This is a genomic window from Arthrobacter sp. (assembly GCF_031988865.1).
In the GTDB taxonomy this organism is placed as follows: domain Bacteria; phylum Actinomycetota; class Actinomycetes; order Actinomycetales; family Micrococcaceae; genus Arthrobacter_B.
This window is the reverse complement of record NZ_DALZXY010000004.1, coordinates 49,690-71,622: the sequence shown is the minus strand read 5'-3', so window position 1 is coordinate 71,622 and position 21,933 is coordinate 49,690. Positions and strand designations below refer to the sequence as shown.

Annotated in this window: 19 protein-coding genes and 2 pseudogenes; 5 read left to right on the top strand and 16 right to left on the bottom strand. The window is 65.3% G+C overall.

The genetic code is table 11. From position 1 onward, the window contains the following. Positions 1–168 precede the first annotated feature (168 nt). Both RTN46_RS17000 and RTN46_RS01645 read left to right on the top strand, forming a co-directional pair. Positions 169–1,080 (top strand): annotated as a pseudogene (locus RTN46_RS17000) (serine hydrolase domain-containing protein); the annotation flags it as partial. 44 nt (positions 1,081–1,124) lie between these two features. Next, positions 1,125–1,298 (top strand): hypothetical protein, encoded by a 174-nt coding sequence (locus RTN46_RS01645; protein ID WP_312178684.1) that lies wholly within the window; start codon positions 1,125–1,127, stop codon positions 1,296–1,298. A 79-nt stretch (positions 1,299–1,377) separates the two neighbouring features. On the opposite strand, the gene RTN46_RS01640 is transcribed toward RTN46_RS01645, so the two are convergent. The 4 genes from RTN46_RS01640 to RTN46_RS01625 all read right to left on the bottom strand — a co-directional run bounded on the left by RTN46_RS01640 (position 1,378) and on the right by RTN46_RS01625 (position 8,059). Next, entirely contained in the window at positions 1,378–2,106 is a 729-nt protein-coding gene (locus RTN46_RS01640; protein ID WP_312178683.1) for an amino acid ABC transporter ATP-binding protein, read from the bottom strand. Next, positions 2,103–3,578: an amino acid ABC transporter substrate-binding protein/permease gene (locus RTN46_RS01635; protein ID WP_312178682.1), complete on the bottom strand. Its 1,476-nt coding sequence runs from the start codon at positions 3,576–3,578 to the stop codon at positions 2,103–2,105. Before RTN46_RS01635 ends, RTN46_RS01640 begins: the two co-directional genes overlap by 4 nt. 102 nt (positions 3,579–3,680) lie before the next feature. Next, a complete protein-coding gene (locus RTN46_RS01630; protein WP_312178681.1) occupies positions 3,681–6,704 on the bottom strand; it encodes a bifunctional [glutamine synthetase] adenylyltransferase/[glutamine synthetase]-adenylyl-L-tyrosine phosphorylase in 3,024 nt (1,007 codons plus the stop codon). Positions 6,705–6,718: 14 nt separating this feature from the next. Next, complete coding sequence (locus RTN46_RS01625; RefSeq protein ID WP_312178680.1) at positions 6,719–8,059, bottom strand: glutamine synthetase family protein; 1,341 nt, start codon at positions 8,057–8,059, stop codon at positions 6,719–6,721. A 148-nt stretch (positions 8,060–8,207) separates the two neighbouring features. Here RTN46_RS01625 and panB point away from each other — a divergent pair, with 148 nt between their 5' ends. Beyond that, positions 8,208–9,062 (top strand): 3-methyl-2-oxobutanoate hydroxymethyltransferase, encoded by an 855-nt coding sequence (gene panB, locus RTN46_RS01620; protein ID WP_312178679.1) that lies wholly within the window; start codon positions 8,208–8,210, stop codon positions 9,060–9,062. Positions 9,063–9,109: 47 nt separating this feature from the next. Here the strand turns inward: panB and RTN46_RS01615 are convergent, their stop codons facing one another. Beyond that, positions 9,110–9,274 carry an SPOR domain-containing protein gene (locus RTN46_RS01615; protein ID WP_312178678.1) on the bottom strand — a complete coding sequence of 55 codons (165 nt, stop codon included), beginning with the start codon at positions 9,272–9,274 and terminating at the stop codon, positions 9,110–9,112. Positions 9,275–9,377: 103 nt separating this feature from the next. Here RTN46_RS01615 and map point away from each other — a divergent pair, with 103 nt between their 5' ends. Both map and ppgK read left to right on the top strand, forming a co-directional pair. Beyond that, positions 9,378–10,256: a type I methionyl aminopeptidase gene (map, locus tag RTN46_RS01610; RefSeq protein ID WP_312178677.1), complete on the top strand. Its 879-nt coding sequence runs from the start codon at positions 9,378–9,380 to the stop codon at positions 10,254–10,256. A 24-nt stretch (positions 10,257–10,280) separates the two neighbouring features. Continuing rightward, positions 10,281–11,078, top strand: a complete 798-nt coding sequence (gene ppgK, locus RTN46_RS01605) for a polyphosphate--glucose phosphotransferase (protein WP_312178676.1) — start codon at positions 10,281–10,283, stop codon at positions 11,076–11,078. A gap of 18 nt (positions 11,079–11,096) precedes the next feature. Here the strand turns inward: ppgK and nrdR are convergent, their stop codons facing one another. The 11 genes and pseudogenes from nrdR to RTN46_RS01550 form a co-directional block, all read right to left on the bottom strand. Continuing rightward, a complete protein-coding gene (gene nrdR, locus RTN46_RS01600; RefSeq protein WP_312178675.1) occupies positions 11,097–11,594 on the bottom strand; it encodes a transcriptional regulator NrdR in 498 nt (165 codons plus the stop codon). A gap of 102 nt (positions 11,595–11,696) precedes the next feature. Next, on the bottom strand, positions 11,697–13,070 hold the full coding sequence (gene hisD / locus RTN46_RS01595; protein WP_396157153.1) for a histidinol dehydrogenase: 1,374 nt from the start codon (positions 13,068–13,070) through the stop codon (positions 11,697–11,699). A 5-nt stretch (positions 13,071–13,075) separates the two neighbouring features. Beyond that, positions 13,076–16,615: a DNA polymerase III subunit alpha gene (gene dnaE, locus RTN46_RS01590; RefSeq protein ID WP_312178673.1), complete on the bottom strand. Its 3,540-nt coding sequence runs from the start codon at positions 16,613–16,615 to the stop codon at positions 13,076–13,078. Between the two features lie 42 nt (positions 16,616–16,657). Further along, complete coding sequence (locus tag RTN46_RS01585) at positions 16,658–17,593, bottom strand: RluA family pseudouridine synthase (protein WP_312178672.1); 936 nt, start codon at positions 17,591–17,593, stop codon at positions 16,658–16,660. Next, a complete protein-coding gene (gene lspA, locus RTN46_RS01580; RefSeq protein WP_312178671.1) occupies positions 17,586–18,155 on the bottom strand; it encodes a signal peptidase II in 570 nt (189 codons plus the stop codon). Before lspA ends, RTN46_RS01585 begins: the two co-directional genes overlap by 8 nt. Before the next feature lie 167 nt (positions 18,156–18,322). After that, the gene (locus RTN46_RS01575) at positions 18,323–18,988 is read right to left on the bottom strand and encodes a DivIVA domain-containing protein (RefSeq protein ID WP_312178670.1); all 666 of its coding nucleotides are present in this window, start codon (positions 18,986–18,988) and stop codon (positions 18,323–18,325) included. 159 nt (positions 18,989–19,147) lie between these two features. Further along, a complete protein-coding gene (locus tag RTN46_RS01570) occupies positions 19,148–19,435 on the bottom strand; it encodes a YggT family protein (RefSeq protein WP_066301271.1) in 288 nt (95 codons plus the stop codon). A 65-nt stretch (positions 19,436–19,500) separates the two neighbouring features. Then, entirely contained in the window at positions 19,501–20,037 is a 537-nt protein-coding gene (locus RTN46_RS01565; protein ID WP_312178669.1) for a cell division protein SepF, read from the bottom strand. 118 nt (positions 20,038–20,155) lie between these two features. Beyond that, positions 20,156–20,902, bottom strand: a complete 747-nt coding sequence (locus RTN46_RS01560; protein ID WP_312178668.1) for a YggS family pyridoxal phosphate-dependent enzyme — start codon at positions 20,900–20,902, stop codon at positions 20,156–20,158. 49 nt (positions 20,903–20,951) lie between these two features. Continuing rightward, complete coding sequence (locus tag RTN46_RS01555) at positions 20,952–21,701, bottom strand: polyphenol oxidase family protein (RefSeq protein ID WP_312178667.1); 750 nt, start codon at positions 21,699–21,701, stop codon at positions 20,952–20,954. A 43-nt stretch (positions 21,702–21,744) separates the two neighbouring features. Continuing rightward, positions 21,745–21,933: pseudogene (locus RTN46_RS01550) on the bottom strand (cell division protein FtsZ); the annotation flags it as partial.

Sequence of the window (21,933 nt, the reverse complement as noted above, 5' to 3'; positions counted from 1 at the left end):
GCCACCACACACGTCAAAGGCCCGTTCGGCTGCCCTCAAGGGCGGTTGTGCGGGCCTTTTTCGTACGAGGAAGCCTTCTCCCGCCCTGAAGGCAGCCACGGACGGCAAACCGGAACGGCAGACCCGATGACGGTTGACCAGCGCTTCGAGCTGGTGAAGGGTTGACGCATGCCCGAGACAACCGCTTCCCTGCAGCGCTCTCTGCAGGATCAAGTCGACGCCGACTGGTGCCCCGGCCTGGTCGCCGGCGTCCGGATCGGCGGCCGGACGGAGGTCCTGGCGCTGGGAACCTACGGGTTTGAGGACTCCCAGCCCATGGAGGCCCAGACGCCGTTCCGGATCTCCTCCCTCAGCAAGCTGGTAGGTGGTGCCCTGGCGCTAACCCTGGTGGCGGATGGGACGCTGGAACTGGACGACGACGTCGCCCGCTGGCTTCCCGAGCTGGCAGGACTGCGTGTCCTGGCAGCCCCTGACGCCCCGCTGAACAGCACGGTTCCGGCCCATGGCACGGTCACCCTGCGGCATCTGCTGACCTTCACGGCGGGGTTCGGGATCGACTTTGGTGCCACCTCCTACACCACGGCCACCCGGGACTTCCTCTGGGGACCGAATCCACCCGCGATGAGCCCGGACGAGTACATGGCGCGCCTGGGCGCTCTGCCGCTGGCCGCGCAGCCGGGTGAACGATGGATGTATCACGCTGGTGCGGACGTGCTCTCAGTCCTGCTGGCCCGGGCGTCAGGACGGTCGGTGGGAGCGCTGCTGGCCGAACGGATCACCGGGCCGCTGGGCCTGGCCGGGACAGGTTTTCCGATGGGCGGAGACCATCTCCCTGCCATCTACGAATTTTCGGAGAACGCATTAGTGGAAGCCGCGTCCTACCGGGATGCCTTCACCGCTCCCCCGCTCTTCGAATCACTGGCCGGCGGGCTGCTCTCCACGGTCCCGGACTATCTGGCCTTCCTGGCGGCCCTGGCCGACGACGTCCTGCTCCCGCCCGAGCTGCGCGGGCAGATGACTTCAGACCAGCTCAGCGGGGGCCAGCGCGCCGGCTTCGCCGAGCTCTCCGGCCCGGACGAGTCCTGGGGCTACCTGACCTCAGTACAAACCGGTGCCGGAGCCGAATGGTCCGAGCCGGCATGTGGGGGTGGGCCGGCGGCTCCGGGACCTGCGCCGCGGTGTATCCCGACGGAGACATCGGCGTCCTCTTCACCCAACGGTTCCTCACCGGTCCGACAGACGGCTTTGACTACTTCTGGGAGCCCTTCGGCGCCATGCGCGCGGCGCGGCGCCGGTAAAACAGGTACGACGGCGGTGCGGCGCCGGCCTCATGGGACCGGGCACCGCACCGCCGTCGTGCGCTGTTTCTGTGAAGTTCTAGAGGACCTTGGCCAGGAAGTCCTGAAGGCGCGGGGACTCCGGGTTGTCGAAGAGCGCTTCGGGGGCGTTTTCCTCCACGATGTGACCGTCGGCCATAAAGATCACCCGGTCAGCGACTTCGCGGGCGAAGCCCATCTCATGGGTGACAACAACCATGGTCATGCCTTCCTTGGCCAGGTCACGGATGACCTGCAGGACCTCGCCGACCATTTCGGGGTCCAGGGCGGAGGTGGCTTCGTCGAACAGCATCACGTCCGGTTTCATGGCCAGTGCACGGGCAATTGCCACGCGCTGTTTCTGGCCGCCGGAGAGCTGTGCCGGGCGGGCGTCCGCCTTGTCGGCCAGGCCCACGCGTTCCAGCAGGGCCAGGGCGTTCTGCCGCACTTCGGCCTTGGAACCCTTCTTCAGCTCGACGGGCGCAAGCATGATGTTCTGCAGCACGCTCATGTGCGGGAAGAGGTTGAAGTGCTGGAACACCATCCCGATCTGCTGGCGGACCTTGTTGAGGTCAACCTTCGGATCGGTGAGGTCGGTCCCGTCCACCACCACTTTGCCGGCGGTGATGTCTTCGAGCTTGTTCAGGCAGCGCAGGAACGTGGATTTGCCGGAGCCTGAGGGGCCGATCACGCAGACGACTTCGCCCTCGGCGATGGATACGTCCAGGCCCTTGAGGACCTCGTTGGATCCGTAGGACTTGCGCAGCCCGATGGTTTGAATCTTGGTCACTTGTTGAACCTCTTATCCAGGACGTCCGCGAGCTTGGTCAGCAGCGTGATGACGATGAAGTACAGGGCCGCGACAATCAGCAGCACCTCGGCGGTACGGAAGTTCACCGCGTAGATCTGCTGTGCCTGGTAGGTCAGTTCGGCGAAGCCGATGACCGCCAGCAGCGAGGTGTCCTTCAGGGTGATGACGAACTGGTTGATGAACGAGGGCGTCATGATCTTGATGGCCTGCGGAATGATGACCTTCTGCATGGTCTTGCCGTAGCCCAGGCCGAGGCTCCGGGCGGCTTCCATCTGGCCGGGATCCACGGACTGGATGCCGCCGCGGACGATTTCCGTCATGTAGGCGCCGGCGTTCAGGCTCAGCGTCAGCACACCGGCGGTCAGCACGTCGACCGGCTGGCCGATGAGCTGCGGGAGACCGAAGTAGAAGAAGAAGGCCTGCACCAGCACCGGGGTGCCGCGGAAAATGCTCACGTAGGTGGTGGCGATGCCGCGCAGCACAATCTTGGAGCTGACCTTGAAGAAGCCGAAGATGACGCCGAGGATCAGCGCGAAGAACAGCGAAAGCGCGGTGGCCAGCAGGGTTAGGCCGAGGCCCTTGGCGAAGGCCGGAGCGTTGTCCGTGACCAGGGACCAGAAGCTGGAATCTGCGGCGCCGGCATCCAGGTAGCGGTCCAGGATTTCGTCGTACTCGCCGCTCTCCTGGAGGTTGGCCAGCCCGGTGTTGAAGGCTTCGAGGAGTTCCGGGTTGGTGCCGGCATTCACGGCGAATCCGTAGGAGGATCCGGCTTCCTTATCGGTCACGGTCTTCAGTCCGTTGCCGGACTTCACGCCGTAGGCCAGCACCGGGTAGTCGTCGAAGACGGCTACGGAGGAGCCTGCTTTGACGTCGTCGTACATCTGCGCAGACTGGGCGAAGGCGATGACGTCGAAGCCGTACTGGTCCTTGACGGACTCGGCAAAGGCCTGGCCTTCGGTACCGGTCTTGACCGCTACGCGCTTGCCTTCGAGGTCCTCGTAGCCGGAGATGTCGTTGTTGTTTTCCGCAACGGCCATCTGGATGCCGGATTCAAAGTAAGGATCGGAGAAATCGAACACCTGCTGGCGTTCGTCCGTGATGGACATTCCGGCGATCACGCCGTCGACCTGGTTGGACTGCAGCGCCTGCAGTGCGGCGTCGAAGCCCAGGGACCGGATTTCGACCGTGAAGCCCTGATCTTCGGCGATGGCGTTGATCAGGTCCATGTCGATGCCGACGAGTTCACCGTTCTCACGGAACTCGAAGGGAGCGAAGGTAGTGTCCGTACCAATCGTGTAGCTCTGTCCCGCCGCTCCGCCCGATTCCGGTGTGGTGGCTGCGAAGGCACCAGAGGCCGGGATCCCAAGGAGCAGCGCCAAGGCCGCCAGCAGGGTGGTGAGGGGTACCGCGAGTGATGCGGGGCCTTTCAGCGCCCGTTTGCCACTGTGCAAAGTAAACGTCTCCTAGCTAATGGTTCGCGGCGATGCACAGAGCAAACGCCATCGAAAAGACTACTAGGAATGCGGGCACCCAAATGACAACGGGGTGGCTGCTCAGTCCTCTTCGAGGCCGTAGCCGTAGAAGTACCGCTCGAAGACGCCGCGGGCGCGGCGGGTCAGCCGCAGATAATCCTCCTCCAAAACCCCGCCCTGGCCTGCGGCGTAACCGCACCAGCGGGCCACGGCCTCGAGCTCGCGGCGCGAGGAGGGAAGCACGTCTGCGTTCCGGCCACCGCGGATTACGTTTGCACAACGGATCCGGCTGGCCAGCAGCCAGCTCTCCCGGAGAATCTCCGTGTCAGCATCCGGGAGGAACCCAGCGTCGCCGATCGCGTCGAGCGCCGGGAGCGTTGCCGTGGTGCGCAGCGCCGGATAGGAACGGGCATGGCGCAGCTGTAGGAGCTGGACCAGCCATTCGACGTCGCTGAGTCCTCCACGGCCCAGCTTGATGTGCCGGGAGGAGTCAGCCCCGCGCGGCAGCCGCTCGGACTCGACCCGCGCCTTGACCCGGCGGATTTCCCGGACATCAACGGCGTCCAGCGACTCGGGATAGCGGATCGGATCGATCAGCGAGATGAAGTCGTCCGCGAGCCGGTCGTCCCCGGCCATGGGCCTCGCCCGCAGCAGGGCCTGGGCCTCCCAGGCCAGTGACCAGCGCTCGTAGTACCCGCGGTAGGAGTCAAGGGTGCGCACCATCGGGCCCTGCCGACCCTCGGGCCGCAGGCCGGCGTCGAGCTCCAGCACCCGTTCGGCCAGGACGGCAGGCTTGCAGGGCTGCTGCAGCAGGGCCGAGATCCGTCCAACAATCCGCTCGGCCTGCCGCTGCGCTGCCTGCGCGTCGGCGCCGGTCAGCGGCCGGTGGACGTAGAGCACGTCGGCATCGGAGCCGTAGCCGATCTCCCGCCCGCCCTGCCGGCCCATGGCGATCACCAGCACGTCCGTGAGCTGTTCTTCGCCGGCGTACACCTCGTTTTCCGCCGCATGCAAAGTACCCAGCACGGCTGCGCGGTCGTTGTCCGACAGTGCCCGGCCGACTTCCTCCTGGGTGAGCAGGCCGGCGCTGTCCGCCAGGGCGATGCGGAGCATTTCGCGACGGCGGATCAGCCGGATGAGCCGCACGGCCTCTTCGGGCCGGGGATGCCGGGACATCTTGGCCCGGATCTCCTGCCACAGTGCTTCAAAGCCCACGGGTGCCAGGTCCTTGTCCGTGCCCAGCCACGCGGTGGATTCCGGCGAGACTTCAAGCAGGTCGCTGATGAACCGGCTGGAGGAGAGGATGTGGCACAGCCGTTCCCCGGCGGCGGAGGAATCCCGGAGCATGCCCAGGTACCAGTGGCTGTCCCCCAGCGCTTCGCTCAACCGGCGGAAGCCGAGGAGCCCGGCGTCAGGATCAACGCCGTCGGCAAGCCAGGCCAGCAGCACCGGCAGCAGCTGCCGCTGGAGCGCAGCCCGGCGGCTGATCCCCTTGGTCAGTGCCTCGATGTGCCGCATGGCGCCCTGGGGATCGACGTAGCCCAGCGCCGCAAGCCTCGCCTGAGCGGCCTCAGGGGTGAGCCGGACCTCGTCTTCCGAGAGGTTCGACGCCGTGTTCAGCAGCGGGCGGTAGAAGATGCTCTCATGCAGACGGCGAACCAGCCGCTTGGTCCGCTGCCAGGTAGTCAGCAGGCGCTCCGCGCTCGGCCGGACCAGGTCCAGGGAACCTGCGGAGGACTTGGACAGGGCCCGCAGGGCGCTTTCCGCTTCCGGCATGAGGTGGGTCCGGCGCATGTGCACCAACTGGATGCGGTGTTCCAGGACCCGGAGGTAACGGTAGGCGGCGTCCAGGTCCGCGGCGTCGCCCCGGCCGATGTAGCCGCCTTCGCTCAGTGCCGCGATGGCGGAGGTGGTGGTCCGTACGCGGAGCGTCTCGTCAACCCGGCCATGGACCAGCTGGAGGAGCTGGACAGTGAACTCCACGTCCCGCAGCCCGCCGGGGCCGAGCTTGATCTGGCGTGCTTCCTCGTGGGCGGGAATGTTCTCCGTTACCCGGCGCCTCATGGACTGGACGGACTCCACGAAACCTTCGCGCTCCGAGCTCGACCAGATCAGCGGCGCGATGGCATCTTCGTAGCGCCGGCCCAGGTCCGGATCGCCGGCGATGGCGCGGGCTTTCAGCAGTGCCTGGAACTCCCAGGTATGCGCCCAGCGCCCGTAATAGTGCAGATGCGAATCCAGGGTCCGGACCAGCGGCCCGTCCTTGCCCTCCGGCCGCAGGTTCGCGTCCACGTCCCAGAGCCCCGGTTCCGGTGCCGCGGCGTTGATGGCGCGGGAAATCCCTGCGGCCATCGCCGTGCCGATCCGGTTGGCGAGGGTCTCGTCGGTTCCCGGTGCGTCGATCACGTAAATCACGTCGACGTCGGAAATGTAGTTTAGTTCGCTGGCACCGCACTTACCCATGCCGATCACGGCCAGGCGCACCGCGGCTATGTCGGCCGGTTCGTAGGACTCCGCCAGCTCGGCCCGGGAGATGGCAAGGGCAGCTTCCAGGGCAGCAGCAGCCAGGTCCGCCAGTTCCCTGCCGACTGCGGGCATGGTGTCCTCCGGCGACGCGGCGCCCAGGTCGCGGACTGCCAGGTCCAACAGGTGGCGGCGGTACCGTGTCCGCAGCTGGACGTAGGCTTCGGGGCCCGTGAGTCCGGCCACCGGATTCGGGCCGGTGCCGGCACGGACGGATTCCAGCAGCGAAGTGCGCAGGTTCCGGGACGGAACCTGCGCGGGTTCGGCCCGCAGATCAGCCGCCAGCAGGTCCGCGTTCTCCGGATGCCTCATCACATATTCGGCCAGGGCCTCGGAGGCTCCGAGCACCCGGAACAGGGCCTCGCTCCGGTCCGTTCCGGCGTTTACGAGTTCCCCCAGCGAGGGGACGCGGCTCAGCAGCCGGACCAGGGACTGGAGTGCCATGTCCGGGTTTGCCGCCCGGAGAAAGCCGCCGAACAGCGCTTCCTCGTCGATCCCTGAGAGTTCGGGAGCACCGAGGAACCGTTCGCTCTTCTCCAGATCGGTGAATCCGGCGGCGATCAGGCGTCTGGTCAGGCTCATCGGTGGTGCTTTCGCTAGAGGATGCTCAGGTTCTTCTTGAGCTCGAAGGCGGTGACCTGCTGGCGGTACTCGTTCCAGTCCGCCTGCTTGTTGCGCAGGAAGTTCTCGAAGACCTGCTCACCGAGGATGTCGGCCACCAGCTCTGAGTCCTCCATCACGCGGATGGCGTCGTGGAGGCTGGAGGGCAGCGGCGAGTGGCCCATGGCCCGCCGCTCGGCCGCGCTCAGCGACTCGATATCGTCTTCGGCACCCGGCGGAAGGTCGTAGCCTTCCTCGATGCCCTTCAGGCCGGCGCCGAGCAGTACGGCGTAGGAGAGGTACGGGTTGGCAGCGGAATCGATGCCGCGGTATTCGATCCTCGCGGACTGCCCCTTGCCCGGCTTGTACAGCGGGACCCGCAGCAGGGCGGACCGGTTGTTGTGCCCCCAGGAGAGGTAGCTGGGCGCCTCGCCGCCGCCCCAGAGCCGTTTGTAGGAGTTCACGAACTGGTTGGTCACCGCCGTGAATTCCGGCGCATGGCGCAGGATGCCGGCCATGAACTGGCGGGCTGTGGAGGACAGCTGGAATTCGGCTCCGGCTTCGAAGAAGGCATTGGAATCGCCCTCGAACAGGGAGAAATGGGTATGCATGCCGGAGCCGGGGTGGTCGGTAAACGGCTTCGGCATAAACGTGGCGTAGCAGTCCGTCATCAGCGCGACTTCCTTGACCACGGTCCGGAACGTCATGATGTTGTCCGCGGTCTGCAGCGCGTCGGCGTAGCGCAGGTCGATCTCATTCTGGCCGGGGCCGGCCTCATGGTGGCTGAATTCCACGGAGATGCCCACAGCCTCGAGCATGGAAACTGCCGTGCGGCGGAAATCCTGGGCCACACCGCCGGGAACGTGGTCAAAGTAGCCTGCCTGGTCCACCGGGACCGGTTCGCCGTTGGGCCCGGGCTGGTCCGACTTCAGCAGGTAGAACTCGATTTCCGGGTGGGTGTAGCAGGTGAAGCCCATGTCCGCGGCCTTGGCCAGCTGCCGCTTGAGGACGTTCCGGGGATCAGCGGCGGAGGGCTGGCCGTCCGGGGTGAGGATGTCGCAGAACATCCGGGAGGTCTGCTCCTCGTCGCCGCGCCAGGGCAGGATCTGGAAGGTGGAGGGATCCGGCTGCGCCAGCATGTCGGACTCGAACACCCGGGCCAGTCCTTCGATCGAGGAGCCGTCGAACCCCAGGCCTTCCTCAAAAGCACCTTCGACTTCCGCCGGCGCCAGGGCCACTGACTTCATGGACCCCACGACGTCGGTGAACCACAGCCGGACGAACCGCACGTCGCGCTCTTCGATCGTCCGCAGAACGAATTCCTGCTGGCGGTTCATGCCTTACCTCTTTCGCTGGGGTGTCGCTGGCCTGCAATTTACTCTACCCAGCCGGGGGCCGTTTTCCGGCCCTTCACCGATGGTGTGGCCCGGACATTACGTACCGTAAGAAAAGCCTGCGCGGTCCAAGGTTTAGTAGGCTCAAGGCATGACCAGCGCTGAACAACCCAACCCGTACGGTAGCGACAAGGCTCAGCCCCCTGTCCCGCCAAAACGCGTACGGATCTCTTACCTCCAGCAGCTCAAGGACAGCGGAGGAAAATTCGCCATGCTTACTGCTTATGACCAGTACACCGCCGAGATCTTCGACGAGGCAGGCATCGAGACGCTGCTCATCGGTGATTCCGCAGCGAACAACGTGATGGGGCACGAGACGACGCTTCCAATCACGCTGGACGAGATGATCGTGTTCGCCAAATCTGTCTCCGCCGGAACCAGACGCGCCCTCATCGTTGGCGATCTGCCGTTCGGGTCCTACGAAGTTTCCCCGGGACAGGCCATTGAGTCCTCGGTCCGGCTGATGAAGGAAGCCGGCGTGCAGGCAGTCAAGATGGAAGGCGGCGCGCACTACGCCGGGCATGTCAAAGCGATGACTGCTGCCGGAATCCCGGTCATGGCGCACATTGGTTTCACTCCCCAGAGCGAGCACGCCCTCGGCGGCTACCGGGTGCAGGGACGCGGAGATACCGGCCAGGCCATCGTGGACGATGCCGTCGCGCTCGTGGAGGCAGGCGCGTTCTGTGTCCTGATGGAAATGGTTCCGGCGGAAGTGGCGGCAGCCGTGGACGCCGCGGTTCCGGTTCCGACCATCGGTATCGGTGCGGGGAATGCCACTACCGGCCAGGTACTGGTCTGGCAGGACATGGCCGGTTTGCGCGGCGGCAAGGCCCCCCGCTTCGTCAAGGCGTATGCCGACGTCCGGACCGTACTTTCAGATGCTGCCCGTGAATTCGCCGACGAGGTGCGCAGCGGCACCTTCCCGGGCCCGGAGCACAGCTTCTAGGCCGGGGCCGCTGCCCGAGGCGGCCGGCCGGGCCCAGGAGCCCGGACTTAGGCCTCGTCCTGCTTGTCCCAGGCCTCGTTGCGGGCCTTGACCTTCTGCAGGGCGAGCTCGGCCTCTTCCCGTGTCGTGTAGGGGCCGATCAGCTTCGTCCAGTCCGACTGCGGACCAACCTCGACTTCATGGGTCTGCACGTTGAACCAGTACTCGGCCATGGGCCCTCCTCTGTTAGGCGCCTGTGCGCCGTTTTGGGGGCCGGACGGCGTACATTGTCCGGCCCATGCGGCAGCACGAAGCGCTGGCGATAAGATCGATACTATGCCCCAGAATATTGCCATTGCACCTCTTGGCCGCCTGCAACCGGGAACTGTCGGCCCCCGTCGCCCCGTTCCGGCGTCGATCCCCCGCCCGGAGTATGTCGACAAGGAAGCACCGGCCAAGTTCACCGGGTCCGAGGTCAAGACGGCGGAGACCATCGAGAAGATCCGCATCGCCAGCCGGATTGCAGCCCAGGCCATCGTGGAGGTGGGCAACCACATCAAGCCCGGCGTCACCACCGACGAACTGGACGCCGTCGCCCACGAGTTCCTGCTGGATAACCGGGCTTACCCCTCGACGCTGGGCTACCGGCACTTCCCCAAGTCGATCTGCACGTCCGTCAACGAGGTAATCTGCCACGGCATCCCCGACACGACGGTGCTCGAAGACGGGGACATCGTCAATGTGGACATCACCGCCTTCATCAACGGCGTGCACGGCGACACGAACTTCACCTTCCTGGTCGGAGACGTGGACGAGGAATCCCGGCTCCTGGTCGAGCGGACGGCAGAGTCCCTCCGCCGGGCTATTAAGGCAGTAATGCCGGGCCGCGAAATCAACGTCATCGGCCGGACGATCGAGTCCTATGCCAAGCGGTTCGGTTACGGCGTGGTGCGCGACTTCACCGGCCACGGAGTAGGTGAAGCCTTCCACACCGGCCTCATCATTCCGCACTACGACGCCGCTCCCGCCTACAGCCGGCTCATCGAAACCGGAATGGTGTTTACCATTGAACCAATGCTCACTCTCGGGACCGTTGAGTGGGACATGTGGGACGACAACTGGACCGTTCTTACGAAGGACCGGAAGCGCACCGCCCAGTTCGAACACACGCTGCTTGTCACGGACAGCGGCGCGGAAATCCTGACCCTGCCGTAGCGCTACCCCGAGCACTGGAGAACCATGGCCAAGAAGCACAAGAGCAAGCACGACGCCGTCATCGGCATCGACATCGGCGGCACTGGGATCAAGGGGGGAATCGTTGATCTTGCCAAGGGTAAGCTCCTCGGTGACCGCTTCCGCATCGCCACTCCCCAGCCGGCCACCCCGGAGGCCGTTGCTGGCGTCGTCGGCCAGATCGTTGCCGAACTCTCCTCCCGCGCTGATGGGCCCGGGACAGATGTGCCCGTTGGTGTCACTTTCCCCGCGATCATCCAGCACGGCATCGCCCGCTCGGCAGCCAACGTGGACAAAAGCTGGGTGGATACCGACGTCGATGCCCTGCTCACCAAGGCCCTGAACCGCGAGGTCCAGGTCATGAACGACGCCGATGCCGCCGGTCTGGCCGAAGCCCGCTACGGCGCCGGCCGGGGCATCAAGGGATCGGTCCTGGTCATCACGCTGGGCACCGGCATCGGGTCGGCGCTGATCCACAACGGCGTGCTCGTGCCGAACGCCGAACTTGGCCATCTGGAAATCGACGGTTTTGACGCGGAGACCCGGGCCTCAGCTTCGGCGCGCGAGCGGGACGATCTTTCCTGGGAGGAATACGCCAAGCGCCTGCAGCGGTATTTCTCCCATGTGGAGTTCCTCTTCTCCCCCGACCTCTTTGTGATCGGCGGCGGCATCTCCAAGCGCAGCGAGGATTTCCTGCCGATGCTGGACCTGCGCACGCCGATGGTCACGGCGAACCTGAAGAACAACGCCGGTATTGTCGGCGCGGCGCTGCAGGCGGCCCTGCACTTCGATTACCTGAAGTAGGGCCCCTCCGGTGCGCCGCTATTGCGCGGTGAGGGGCCGCTGGGCGCCGGCGGGAACGCTGGCACTGCGCGAAGACTCGGCCCGCAGCGCCGCAATGGCAGTCTCGAAGTCCTCTAACGATTCGAAGGACTGGTACACGCTGGCGAACCGGAGGTAGGCCACCTGGTCCAGCTTCTGCAGCGGCTGCAGGATAGCCAGGCCAACCTCATGCGCCTGGATCTCCGCCACTCCGGAGGCGCGGATGGTCTCTTCCACCTCCTGGGCAAGCAGCGCCAGGTCGTCCTCGCTGACGGGACGCCCCTGGCAGGCTTTCCGGGCCCCGTTGATGACCTTGCTGCGGCTGAACGGCTCGGCAACCCCTGACCGCTTAATGACGCTCAGGCTGGTGGTTTCCACGGTGCTGAACCGGCGGCCGCATTCCGGGCATTGCCGGCGCCGGCGGATCGCGGAACCATCATCGGCCAGGCGGCTGTCAACGACCCTTGAGTCAGCGTTCCGGCAGAACGGGCAGTACATTCCTCGGTCCTTTCAGGCGCAAGCGGTGAGGACTGGCGCGCCCTCATTCTATGTCTGTCTGCTGGCTAATCTACAGCGGACCGTTTTCCGGTGCTGCGCGCCCTACCCGGCGAAGCGGATGCTCACCGCGTCACCGTGAGCCGGCAGGTCTTCGGCCCGGGACAGCGCCACCACATGGCCGCTGACCTGGCGCAGTGCGTCCTGGCTGTAGTCGATGACCTGGATGGCCTTCATGAAGGTGGTGACGTTCAGTCCGGAGGAGAACGCCGCGGTACCCGCGGTCGGCAGCACATGGTTGGAGCCGGAGCAGTAGTCACCCAGGCTGACGGGGCTGTAGCTGCCCACGAAGATCGCACCGGCGCTGGTGATCCGTGCAGCCACTGCCGCGGCACCGGCGGTCTGGACCTCCAGGTGTTCAGCCCCGTACGCGTTGCAGACGGCGATGCCGGTGTCCAGCCCGTCCACGAGCACAACGGCGGACTGCTGCCCGGAGAGGGCGGTCCGCACACGGTCGGAATGTTTGGTGGCGGGCACTTGGACGTCAAGTTCTGCACGCACGGCGGCGGCCAGGTCCGGAGAGTCGGTCACCAGCACCGAGGCGGCGTTGGGATCGTGTTCGGCCTGGCTGATCAGGTCTGCGGCGACCAGCTGCGGCTGCGCCGTGGCATCAGCCAGCACGGCGATTTCCGTGGGACCTGCCTCCGCGTCAATACCAACAACACCCTTGACCAGGCGCTTGGCAGTCGCCACGAAGACGTTGCCGGGGCCGGTGACGACGTCGACCGGTTCCAGGCCGGGACCGCTGGCATCCGCGGGGACGCCGTAGGCGAAGGCGGCAATCGCCTGGGCGCCTCCGACGGCGTAGACCTCGGTGATGCCGAGCAGTTCAGCGGCAGCCAGGATGGTCGGGTGCGGCAGCCCGCCGAATTCCTTCTGCGGAGGTGAGGCCAGGGCCAGCGACGCGGCGCCTGCAGCCTGGGCGGGAACCACGTTCATCACCACGGAAGAGGGGTAGACGGCCAGGCCGCCCGGTACGTAGAGCCCCACCCGGCGAACCGGGACCCAGCGCTGCGTAACGTTGGCGCCTTCGGCGATGGCTACGGCAACGTCGCCGGGCCGCTGTGCCTCGGCGAAGATCCGTGCCCGCCGGATGGACTCTTCCAATCCGGCCCGGACCTCGGGATCCAGCCCGTCCAAGGCGGCGCGGAGGGCCTCCCGCGGCACGAGCGGATGCTGCTGCTCCACGCCGTCGAACTTTGCCGCCAGCTCGGCCAGGGCAGCGAAGCCGCGGGCGCGGACATCGCTGATGATCGCAGCGACAGCCTCGGAGGCCACATCCGTGGTGCTCTCGGCGCGCGGCATCACGGCTTTCAGCTCAGCGGCCGAAAGCTGCCTGCCGCGCAGGTCGATGGTGCGCAGGGCCGGAAAGGCCTGGTCAGCTCGTACATCAGGGGTGGAGGAAGTCACAGGCTCCATTCTACCTAGGCATCGAGGCACGCCGGTCCCAGGAGGACCTTCAAGTCGCCAAATAGCGACGGTGTCGGGTTGACCCGCATGTCCACCCCGAGCTTCATCACTTCCACGGTGCGGCTGCCGTTGAGCCGGATCTGCACCTCGGACGTCCCCGGATGGGTCCGCAGCACGTCTCCGAGCTGGGTTACCACCGTTTCGGTGGCCTTGTAGGTGGCCATGGAGATGACCACCGGACCGGAATGCCCCTCGCTGAGGTCCGGCACCGTCAGTTCCTGCGCGTTCAGCGTCACGGCGCCGTCATCGCGGCGCTGCAGCCGGCCTCTGACGACGACGATCAGGTCTTCGGCCAGGACGGCGGCGATCGGCCCGTAGACCTGTCCGAAGAACATCACTTCCATGGACCCGGCAAGGTCCTCAATCTCGCAGCGGGCGTAGGCATTGCCGCTGTTCTTGGCGATCCGGCGCTGCAGCGACGTGATCATGCCGGCGATCGTGACAATCGCGCCGTCCTGCGGGCCTTCTTCGCTGACGATCGAAGTGATTGAGGAATCGGCGTGCTGGCTCAGGATGCCTTCCAGGCCCTGGAGCGGGTGGTCGGAAACGTACAGGCCGAGCATGTCCCGTTCAAAGGAGAGTTTGTCCTTCTTCTCCCATTCGGGCAGGTCCGGGATGTCGATGCTGATGGAGGCTTCCGGTTCGGCGTCGCCGATGCCGGCGAACAGGTCGAACTGGCCCACGGCTTCGTTGCGCTTGAGGACGACCACCGAATCGATGGCTTCCTCGTGGATCATCGCCAGCGGCCGGCGGGCATGGCCCATGGAATCGAAGGCACCGGCCTTGATGAGGGATTCAATGGTCCGCTTGTTGCAGACCACCGCCGGGACCTTCATCAGGAAGTCCTTGAAGTTGGTGAACGCACCCTTTTCTTCGCGGGCACCCACCATGGAGTGGACCACGTTGGCGCCGACGTTGCGGATGGCGCCCATGCCGAAGCGGATGTCCTTGCCGACCGGGGTGAAGTTCACGGAGGACTCGTTGACGTCCGGCGGGAGCACGGTGATGCCCATCTTGCGGCACTCGTTCAGGTAAAGCGCGAGCTTGTCCTTGTCGTCGCCGACGGAGGTGAGCAGGGCCGCCATGTACTCGGCCGGATACTGGGCCTTGAGGTACGCGGTCCAATAGGACACCACGCCGTAGGCTGCCGAGTGCGCCTTGTTGAAGGCGTAATCGGAGAACGGCAGCAGGATGTCCCAGAGCGCCTTGATGGCCGCCTCCGAGTAGCCGCGGTCGATCATGCCCTGGTGGAACCCGGCGTACTGCTTGTCCAGTTCCGACTTTTTCTTCTTGCCCATGGCGCGGCGGAGAATATCTGCCTGGCCCAGGCTGAACCCGGCCACCTTCTGGGCGATGGCCATCACCTGCTCCTGATAGACAATCAGGCCGTAGGTGGTACCCAGGATTTCCGCCAGCGGCTCCTCGAGCTCCGGGTGGATCGGGGTGATCTCCTGCTGCCCGGTCTTGCGCAGGGCATAGTTCGTGTGCGAGTTCGCGCCCATCGGGCCCGGGCGGTACAGAGCGATAACAGCGGAGATGTCTTCGAAGTTATCCGGGCGCATGCTCTTGAGCAGCGACCGCATGGGCCCGCCGTCGAGCTGGAACACGCCCAGCGTGTCGCCGCTGGCCAGCAGCTCGTAGGCTTCCTTCAAATCCAGCGGCAGGTCTTCCAGGACCAGGTCCTCGCCGCGGTTGGCCTTGATGTTCTCCACGGCGTCGGAAACGATCGTCAGGTTCCGCAGGCCGAGGAAGTCCATCTTGATCAGCCCCAGGCCTTCACAGGTGGGGTAATCGAACTGCGTGATGACCTGCCCGTCCTGCTCGCGGCGCATGATCGGGATGATGTCGATCAGCGGGTCGGAGGACATGATGACGCCGGCAGCGTGCACACCCCACTGCCGCTTCAGGCCCTCCAGGCCCAGCGCGGTATCGAACACCCGCTGCGAATCGGGGTCGGTGCGCAGCAGCTCGCGCAGCTCTTCCGCCTCGCCGTACCGCTTGGCTTCCTTGTTGTGCACATCAACCAGGGACAGGCCCTTGCCCATCACATCCGGCGGCATGGCCTTGGTCAGCCGCTCTCCCACCGAGAAGGGGTAGCCCATCACGCGGGAGGAGTCCTTTAGCGCCTGCTTGGCCTTGATGGTGCCGTAGGTGACGATCATGGCCACGCGCTCGTCGCCGTACTTCTCAGTGACGTAGTGGATCACTTCGGAGCGGCGCCGATCATCGAAGTCGACGTCGAAGTCAGGCATGGAGACGCGGTCCGGGTTCAGGAACCGTTCAAAGATCAGGCCGTGCTGCAGCGGATCCAGGTCGGTGATGCCCATGGCGTAGGCCGCCATGGAGCCGGCACCGGAACCGCGGCCGGGGCCGACGCGGATGCCGTTCTTCTTGGCCCAGTTGATGAAGTCGGCCACGACCAGGAAGTAGCCCGGGAAACCCATCTGGGCGATGATGCCCACTTCGTAGTCCGCGCGCTTGCGGACGGCGTCCGTGATGCCGCCCGGGTAGCGGTGGTGCAGCCCGTTTTCGACTTCCTTGACGAACCAGGACTCCTCGTTCTCCCCCTCCGGGGTGGGGAAACGCGGCATGTAGTTGGCTTTGGTGTTGAATTCGACGTCGCAGCGCTCGGCGATGAGCAGCGTGTTGTCACAGGCTTCGGGGTAGTCGCGGAAAATGGCCCGCATTTCAGCCGGGGACTTGAGGTAGAACTCATCGGCGTCGAATTTGAAACGCTTGGGATCGGCCAGGGAGGAACCGGACTGGACGCAGAGCAGGGCCGCGTGGGCCGAGGCGTCTTCGGCGTGCGTGTAGTGCAGGTCATTGGTGGCCACCAGGGGCAGGCCCAGCTCTTTGGCCAGCTTGAACAGGTCCGCCTGCACGGCGCGTTCAATGTCCAGGCCGTGGTCCATCAGCTCGCAGAAAAAGTTCTCTTTGCCGAAAATGTCGCGGAAGTCGGAGGCTGCCTGCACGGCCTCCTTGTACAGGCCCAGCCGCAGCTTGGTCTGCACTTCACCCGAGGGACAGCCGGTGGTGGCGATGAGGCCCTTGCCGTAGGTCTGCAGCAGGTCCCGGTCCATGCGCGGCTTGTATAGGTAGCCCTCCAGCGACGCGAGCGAGGACATCCGGAAAAGGTTGTGCATCCCCTCGGTGCTCTCGGCCCACATGGTCATGTGGGTATAGGCACCGGCTCCTGAGACGTCGTTCCGCCCGCCGTCGCCCCACTTCACGCGGGTTTTGTCCTGCCGCGCCGTGCCCGGGGTGAGGTACGCCTCGACCCCGATAATCGGCTTGATCCCCGCGTTCTTCGCCTTGTTCCAGAAATCGAACGCCCCGAAAACGAACCCATGGTCCGTCGTCGCCAGCGCGTTCATACCCAGTTCATCGGCATGACTGAAGAGGTCGGTCAGCCGGGCGGCGCCGTCCAGCATGGAGTATTCGGTGTGGTTGTGAAGATGGACAAACGATTTCGACGAACTAGTTACTGAAGCCACCTAATCATTCTAGGTGCCCCGGCCGGGATCAGCCGTCAAGGCTCAGACGTCGCCGCGCTCCAGCGCATCGAGGGCGTACTGGAGGTCCTGCGGGTACTCGCTGACGTAATCCACCCATTCGCCCGTACCGGGGTGGGTGAAACCCAGTTTCCGGGCGTGCAGCCACTGCCGGGTCAGGCCCAGTTCCGCTGCCAGCCGGGGGTCCGCACCGTAGGTAAGATCACCTGCGCAGGGGTGCCGCAGGGCGGAGAAGTGCACACGGATCTGGTGGGTGCGCCCGGTCTCCAGGTGCACTTCCACCAGCGAGGCCCGCCCGAAGGCTTCCAGGACCTTGTAATGGGTCACCGAGTCCCGTCCGTCGTCGACGACGGCGAAACGCCAGTCGTGTCCGGGGTGCCGGCCGATCGGGGCGTCGATCGTTCCCTCCAGCGGGTCCGGGAGGCCCTGGACCAGCGCGTGGTATTCCTTTGCGACGGTGCGGTCCCGGAACGCCTGCTTCAGCAGGGTGTACGCGTGCTCGGTCTTAGCGACCACCATTACACCTGAGGTGCCGACGTCGAGCCGGTGGACGATTCCCTGCCGCTCCCCCGCTCCGGAGGTGGAAATCCGGTATCCGGCGGCGGCGAGGGCGCCAACAACAGTCGGACCGACCCAGCCCGGCGAGGGGTGGGCCGCGACGCCTACGGGTTTGTCGATCACCACGAAGTGCTCGTCGTCGCCCAGGATCTTGAGGTCATCAACGGGCTCGACGACGACGGCCAGCGGGTCGGGAAGTTCGGGGACATCCGCGGCCACCTCGTCGCCGGCGTGCAGCCGGTCCGATTTGGCAACGGGCTTGCCCGCCCGGGTCAGCCAGCCTTCACCGCACCAGGTCGCCGCGGTGGAACGGGAAATGTCCAGGAGTGAGGCGAACACGGCGTCGGCCCGGCCGCCGTCGTGCTCCTCGCCAATGGTGAAGCGGGAGTGAATCTCAGGCATCTGCATTGTCCTTGCCGGTGACGGCGCGGGTGCCGTCCATGTTGATGCCGCGCAGTGTGAGCAGGCACACGAGAATAACGCCGGACACCACGCACATGTCGGCAATGTTGAAGATTGCGAAGTTTGGCAGGGCGATGAAGTCCACCACGTGGCCCTGGCCGAAGGACGGCTCACGGAAGAGGCGGTCGGTCAGGTTGCCCGTTGCACCGGCGAGTACCAGGCCGAGGGCAATGGACCAGCCGACGGACCGCAGGCGGAACATCAGGTACACCAGGAACCCGGAGACCAGCACCATAATGATGGTGAACACCCAGGTGTAATCCGTGCCAATGGAGAATGCCGCGCCGGGGTTGCGGATGAAGTGCCAGCGCAGCAACGGAGGCAGCACGTCCGTGATCTGGCCTTCGGTCATGGTGGAGACAACCCAGATCTTGGTCAGCTGATCCAGGACCCAGGCGACCAGGGCACAGCCGGCCATAATCACTGCGTAACGGGTCAGGGCCGCTTTAGGGCGCGACGGCGGCAGCGGCTGAGCGGCCGGGACGTCAGAGGAATCTGTCATGGTGCTTTCGGGTCGGGCGGGCAAAGAGCGCCGGCACAGAGGTGCAGGGACACCGTGAAAAAACTACAGACCGGTAGCCGGGAAGTCCCGGCCACCGGCCCATTGTTCTGTTACCAGTCTAATCCTGATTCATATCCGTCCACACGGAGCAAACGAAGGCAGAACGCTTAGGCGTCCGCGGTCTCCGAAGCTACCGAGCCGCGGGAATCGAGATCGCGCAGCTGGCCTTCAATGTAGGCCTTCAGGCGGGAGCGGTAATCGCGCTCGAAGCCGCGCAGCTGCTCAACCTTGCGCTCCAGGAGAGCCTTCTGCTGTTCGAGGGAGCTGAGAATCTTCCGGCTCTTCTCCTGGGCTTCGGTCACCAGTCCGCTGGCTTCAATCTGAGCTTCGGCGATGATCTTGTCCCGCTGCTCAACGCCCGCACCGACGTAGTCGTCGTGCATCTTCTGAGCCATCGCAAGGATGCCTGCGGCGGACTCTGCCGGGTTGGAAACGGATCCGGAGTCCTGCTGGCGGGGAGTTTCGGCCTTGGGGGCTTCAACCTTGGGCTCAGGCTTGGCCTCGGGCTCGGGCTTCTTCTCTTCCTTGACCGGCTGGGATACCTGCTCGGTCTTGGAAGCGGCGGAAACCGGCGCGGGGACCTGGCTACCTGCGGGGGCGCCGGCCACTGCTTCGGCAAGCTGCCGGCGCAGGTCTTCATTCTCAGCGTTCAGGCGGCGGAGCTCAACGACGATCTCGTCGAGGAAGTCATCCACCTCATCCTGATCGTAGCCTTCACGGAACTTAGTCGGCTGGAACCGCTTGTTCACAACATCTTCTGGCGTCAGAGCCATCTGGTCACCTCATACTGGTTATAAGACTTGCCTGCCGTGTGGACGGGCTGTCTAGGTACAGAATCTCGAACATAAAATCAGGGATCAATTCAATATAATTTTTACATTATATCTTTTGCGAACTGATGACGAACCGGGGCGTCCCCGGCACCGTTGGGCCTAGCTGGCCGCCACCACGATTTGCATGGCGATCCCGACGACGATAAACAGCACCAGGAACGCAAGGTCCAGTGATACACCACCCAGACGCAGGGGCGGGATGATTCGGCGCAGTGCCCGGACCGGCGGGTCCGTAGCCCCGTAAACGGCCGTAGCCAATACGAGCGCCGGGCCTTTGGGCCGCCACTGGCGGGCGAACATCTGCACCGCGTCGTAGACAATCCGCAGGATCAAGGCAAGCTGAAAGAGCATCAGCACCAGATACAGCAGGGCAAAAATAATACTCACGCGTGTTTTCGTTTCCGCCGTAGGAGGTCAGACTGCCCGCACGGTTCCCGGGACAGGGAAGGCGGTCAGCTCTGGTTGAAGAATGCCGACTGGGACTCACTGACCTTCTTGTCGTCTCCCAGCACCTCGACGTAGGACGGCGAGAGCAGGAAGACCTTGTTGGTCACCCGTTCGATGGTACCGCGCAAACCGAAGACAAGTCCCGCGGAGAAGTCAACGAGGCGCTTGGCGTCGGACTCCCCCATGTCGGTGACGTTCATGATCACGGGGATTCCGTCGCGGAAACTCTCGCCGATGAGCTTGGCGTCATTATAGGAACGGGGATGAACGGTGGTGATCTGCCGCAAGCCTGCCACGTCTTCCTTTGCCGATGAGGGGGCACGCTTGATGGGTGTTACAGGAGCACGGTATTCCTCAACCGCGTTCGCACGGGCCGGCTGCACGGCGGCGGCGGCCGGCTCGCGGTCGCTCCGCTCGTTTTCCGGTGCGTACTCTTCGTCCCTGGCCGAAGTCTCGCGCACAGGCTTCTGCTCGTCCTCGTACAGGTCATCGCCATCGGCGAGCCCGAGGTAGATCATTGTCCTGCGCATTGCGCCAGCCATGGTTGCTCCTTCAGTCCTTCAGCGTCCCAGCGTTATTCCGTGTGTGTACTGCGTTGGTACTTGCTTGGTACCCGGTGTGATCGCCGGCCCCGCAGAATGGGACCTGCCTTCTTTGACGCTACCCCACGGTGGGGCGGGGACCGAGAATATCCGAGCCAATCCGCAGGTGTGTCGCGCCGTGTGCCACGGCTGCTTCCAGGTCATGGCTCATGCCCGCTGAGATACCGTCCGCGGCGGGGTAGCGGGAGGCCAGTTCCTGGGAGAGCTGCTGCAGTCGGCTGAAGGCGGCAGCCGGGTCCTCGCCGAGCGGGGCGACGGCCATCAGCCCCGCCAGCCGCAGTGCCGGCTCCTGCTCGACGGCGGCTGCCAGTGCCAGCATTTCCTCCGGCTTGGCTCCCCCGCGGCCAGCGGCCACGTCAGGCTGTGGACGCAGGTCTATCTGGAGGAAGCACTCCAGGGGTTCCCGTTCAGGCCGGCCAGCCTCGGCGCGGCGCGAGTTCTCGGCCATCATGGCCTTGGCGAGGGCAGTGACGAGTCCGGGACGGTCCACGGAGTGCACGGCACGGGCATACTTCACGACCGACTTGGCCTTGTTGGTCTGGAGCTGGCCGATGAAGTGCCAGTTCAACCCGGCGTGCTCAAGCTCCGCCGCCTTCGATTCGGCTTCCTGCGCCTTGTTTTCACCGACGTCCCTGACCCCAAGGCCTGCCAGGATCGCGGCGTCGGAGGCGGGAAAGTACTTGGTGACCACAATCAGGCTGGGCTGCTCCCGCCCGGCCGCCGCGGCGGCGTCGGAAATCCGCTGGCGGACGGCCGAGAGGCGGGCCTGGAGATCGGCGGTTCGGTCCGGAGATGTGCTGCTCATGTCTTCCTAATGTTGCGTACGTGGCCCATCGAGATGGCAGAAACTGCTCTTACCGCCGCGAAACGGGCAGTTTCTGCTCTTTCGTTTGTCTGTGCCAGATAAGTCCGGCGAATCTGCCGGTAGGGGCATCCCGGCGGTGGGAGAAAAGGGCTGGTTCTTCCATGGTGCATCCCGGAAGCCGAATCACGGACACGCCGAGGGCGCTGAGCTGGAGTGCGGCTGCGCCCGGGAGATCGAGGGCCGGTGTTCCCCAGCTGGTTTGCGACGCCGCTCCGGGAAGGTGGGCCGCGTCGGCGAGCATGGCCTCGGGCACCTCATAGCAGCGGCCGCAGACACTGGGACCGATCCACGCTGCCAGGCTGCGGGCACCCGCATCGCGCATGGCCTGGACAGTGTTGGGCAGGATCCCGTCCAGCAGTCCGCGGCGACCGGCGTGGGCTGCCGCCGTCACCGGCGTGCCGCCGGTGCTGGTTCCGGCGAGGAGCACCGGGAGACAGTCCGCCACCATCACCGCCAGCGGGACGGAGCCGTCGGAACTCACCAGGGCATCGGCAACCGGCGGCGCCGCTTCGGCATCCCGGTCCCGTGCGGCCGCTGGCACCTGGGCCACTGTCGGCGAATGGACCTGCTCCATGAACTGGAGCGCGCCGGGCTGGACGCCCATATGTTCTTCGAGGGCGCGGCGGCGGCGCTGCACGGCGCCGGCGTCGTCCCCTACATGCAGCGCGAGGTTGCCTGCCGACGTGTCAGTGAAGGCGACCCGAAGGTCTCCGGGGCCATGCCCCTCCCACCAAAACATTCGCTCAGACAACCTCGCGCCGATATGAACAGCTGTGCTGCGTTTACTTCAGGAAATCCGGAACATCCAGGTCGTCCTGGCGTCCCGCACTCAGATCGGGCTCGACGACGGCCGGGAGGTCGATGTCGAATCCTGCGTCTGCCGGAACATCGGAGGAATGCGGACGCTGTGCCCAGGCAGAGGTGCCGCCAGCGGCCGCAGCGGCAGCGGCAGCGGGCGGGGTCAGCGGCTC

Coding starts and splice junctions, on each gene's coding strand:
- hisD (WP_396157153.1), bottom strand. CDS start 13,070: ATGGAGCCTGTGACTTCCTCCACCCCTGATGTACGAGCTGACCAGGCC.
- RTN46_RS01560 (WP_312178668.1), bottom strand. CDS start 20,902: ATGAGCAGCACATCTCCGGACCGAACCGCCGATCTCCAGGCCCGCCTC.
- panB (WP_312178679.1), top strand. CDS start 8,208: ATGACCAGCGCTGAACAACCCAACCCGTACGGTAGCGACAAGGCTCAG.
- lspA (WP_312178671.1), bottom strand. CDS start 18,155: ATGACAGATTCCTCTGACGTCCCGGCCGCTCAGCCGCTGCCGCCGTCG.
- nrdR (WP_312178675.1), bottom strand. CDS start 11,594: ATGTACTGCCCGTTCTGCCGGAACGCTGACTCAAGGGTCGTTGACAGC.
- RTN46_RS01630 (WP_312178681.1), bottom strand. CDS start 6,704: ATGAGCCTGACCAGACGCCTGATCGCCGCCGGATTCACCGATCTGGAG.
- RTN46_RS01585 (WP_312178672.1), bottom strand. CDS start 17,593: ATGCCTGAGATTCACTCCCGCTTCACCATTGGCGAGGAGCACGACGGC.
- RTN46_RS01575 (WP_312178670.1), bottom strand. CDS start 18,988: ATGGCTCTGACGCCAGAAGATGTTGTGAACAAGCGGTTCCAGCCGACT.
- map (WP_312178677.1), top strand. CDS start 9,378: ATGCCCCAGAATATTGCCATTGCACCTCTTGGCCGCCTGCAACCGGGA.
- RTN46_RS01625 (WP_312178680.1), bottom strand. CDS start 8,059: ATGAACCGCCAGCAGGAATTCGTTCTGCGGACGATCGAAGAGCGCGAC.
- RTN46_RS01565 (WP_312178669.1), bottom strand. CDS start 20,037: ATGGCTGGCGCAATGCGCAGGACAATGATCTACCTCGGGCTCGCCGAT.
- RTN46_RS01615 (WP_312178678.1), bottom strand. CDS start 9,274: ATGGCCGAGTACTGGTTCAACGTGCAGACCCATGAAGTCGAGGTTGGT.
- RTN46_RS01555 (WP_312178667.1), bottom strand. CDS start 21,701: ATGTTTTGGTGGGAGGGGCATGGCCCCGGAGACCTTCGGGTCGCCTTC.
- ppgK (WP_312178676.1), top strand. CDS start 10,281: ATGGCCAAGAAGCACAAGAGCAAGCACGACGCCGTCATCGGCATCGAC.
- RTN46_RS01645 (WP_312178684.1), top strand. CDS start 1,125: ATGGTCCGAGCCGGCATGTGGGGGTGGGCCGGCGGCTCCGGGACCTGC.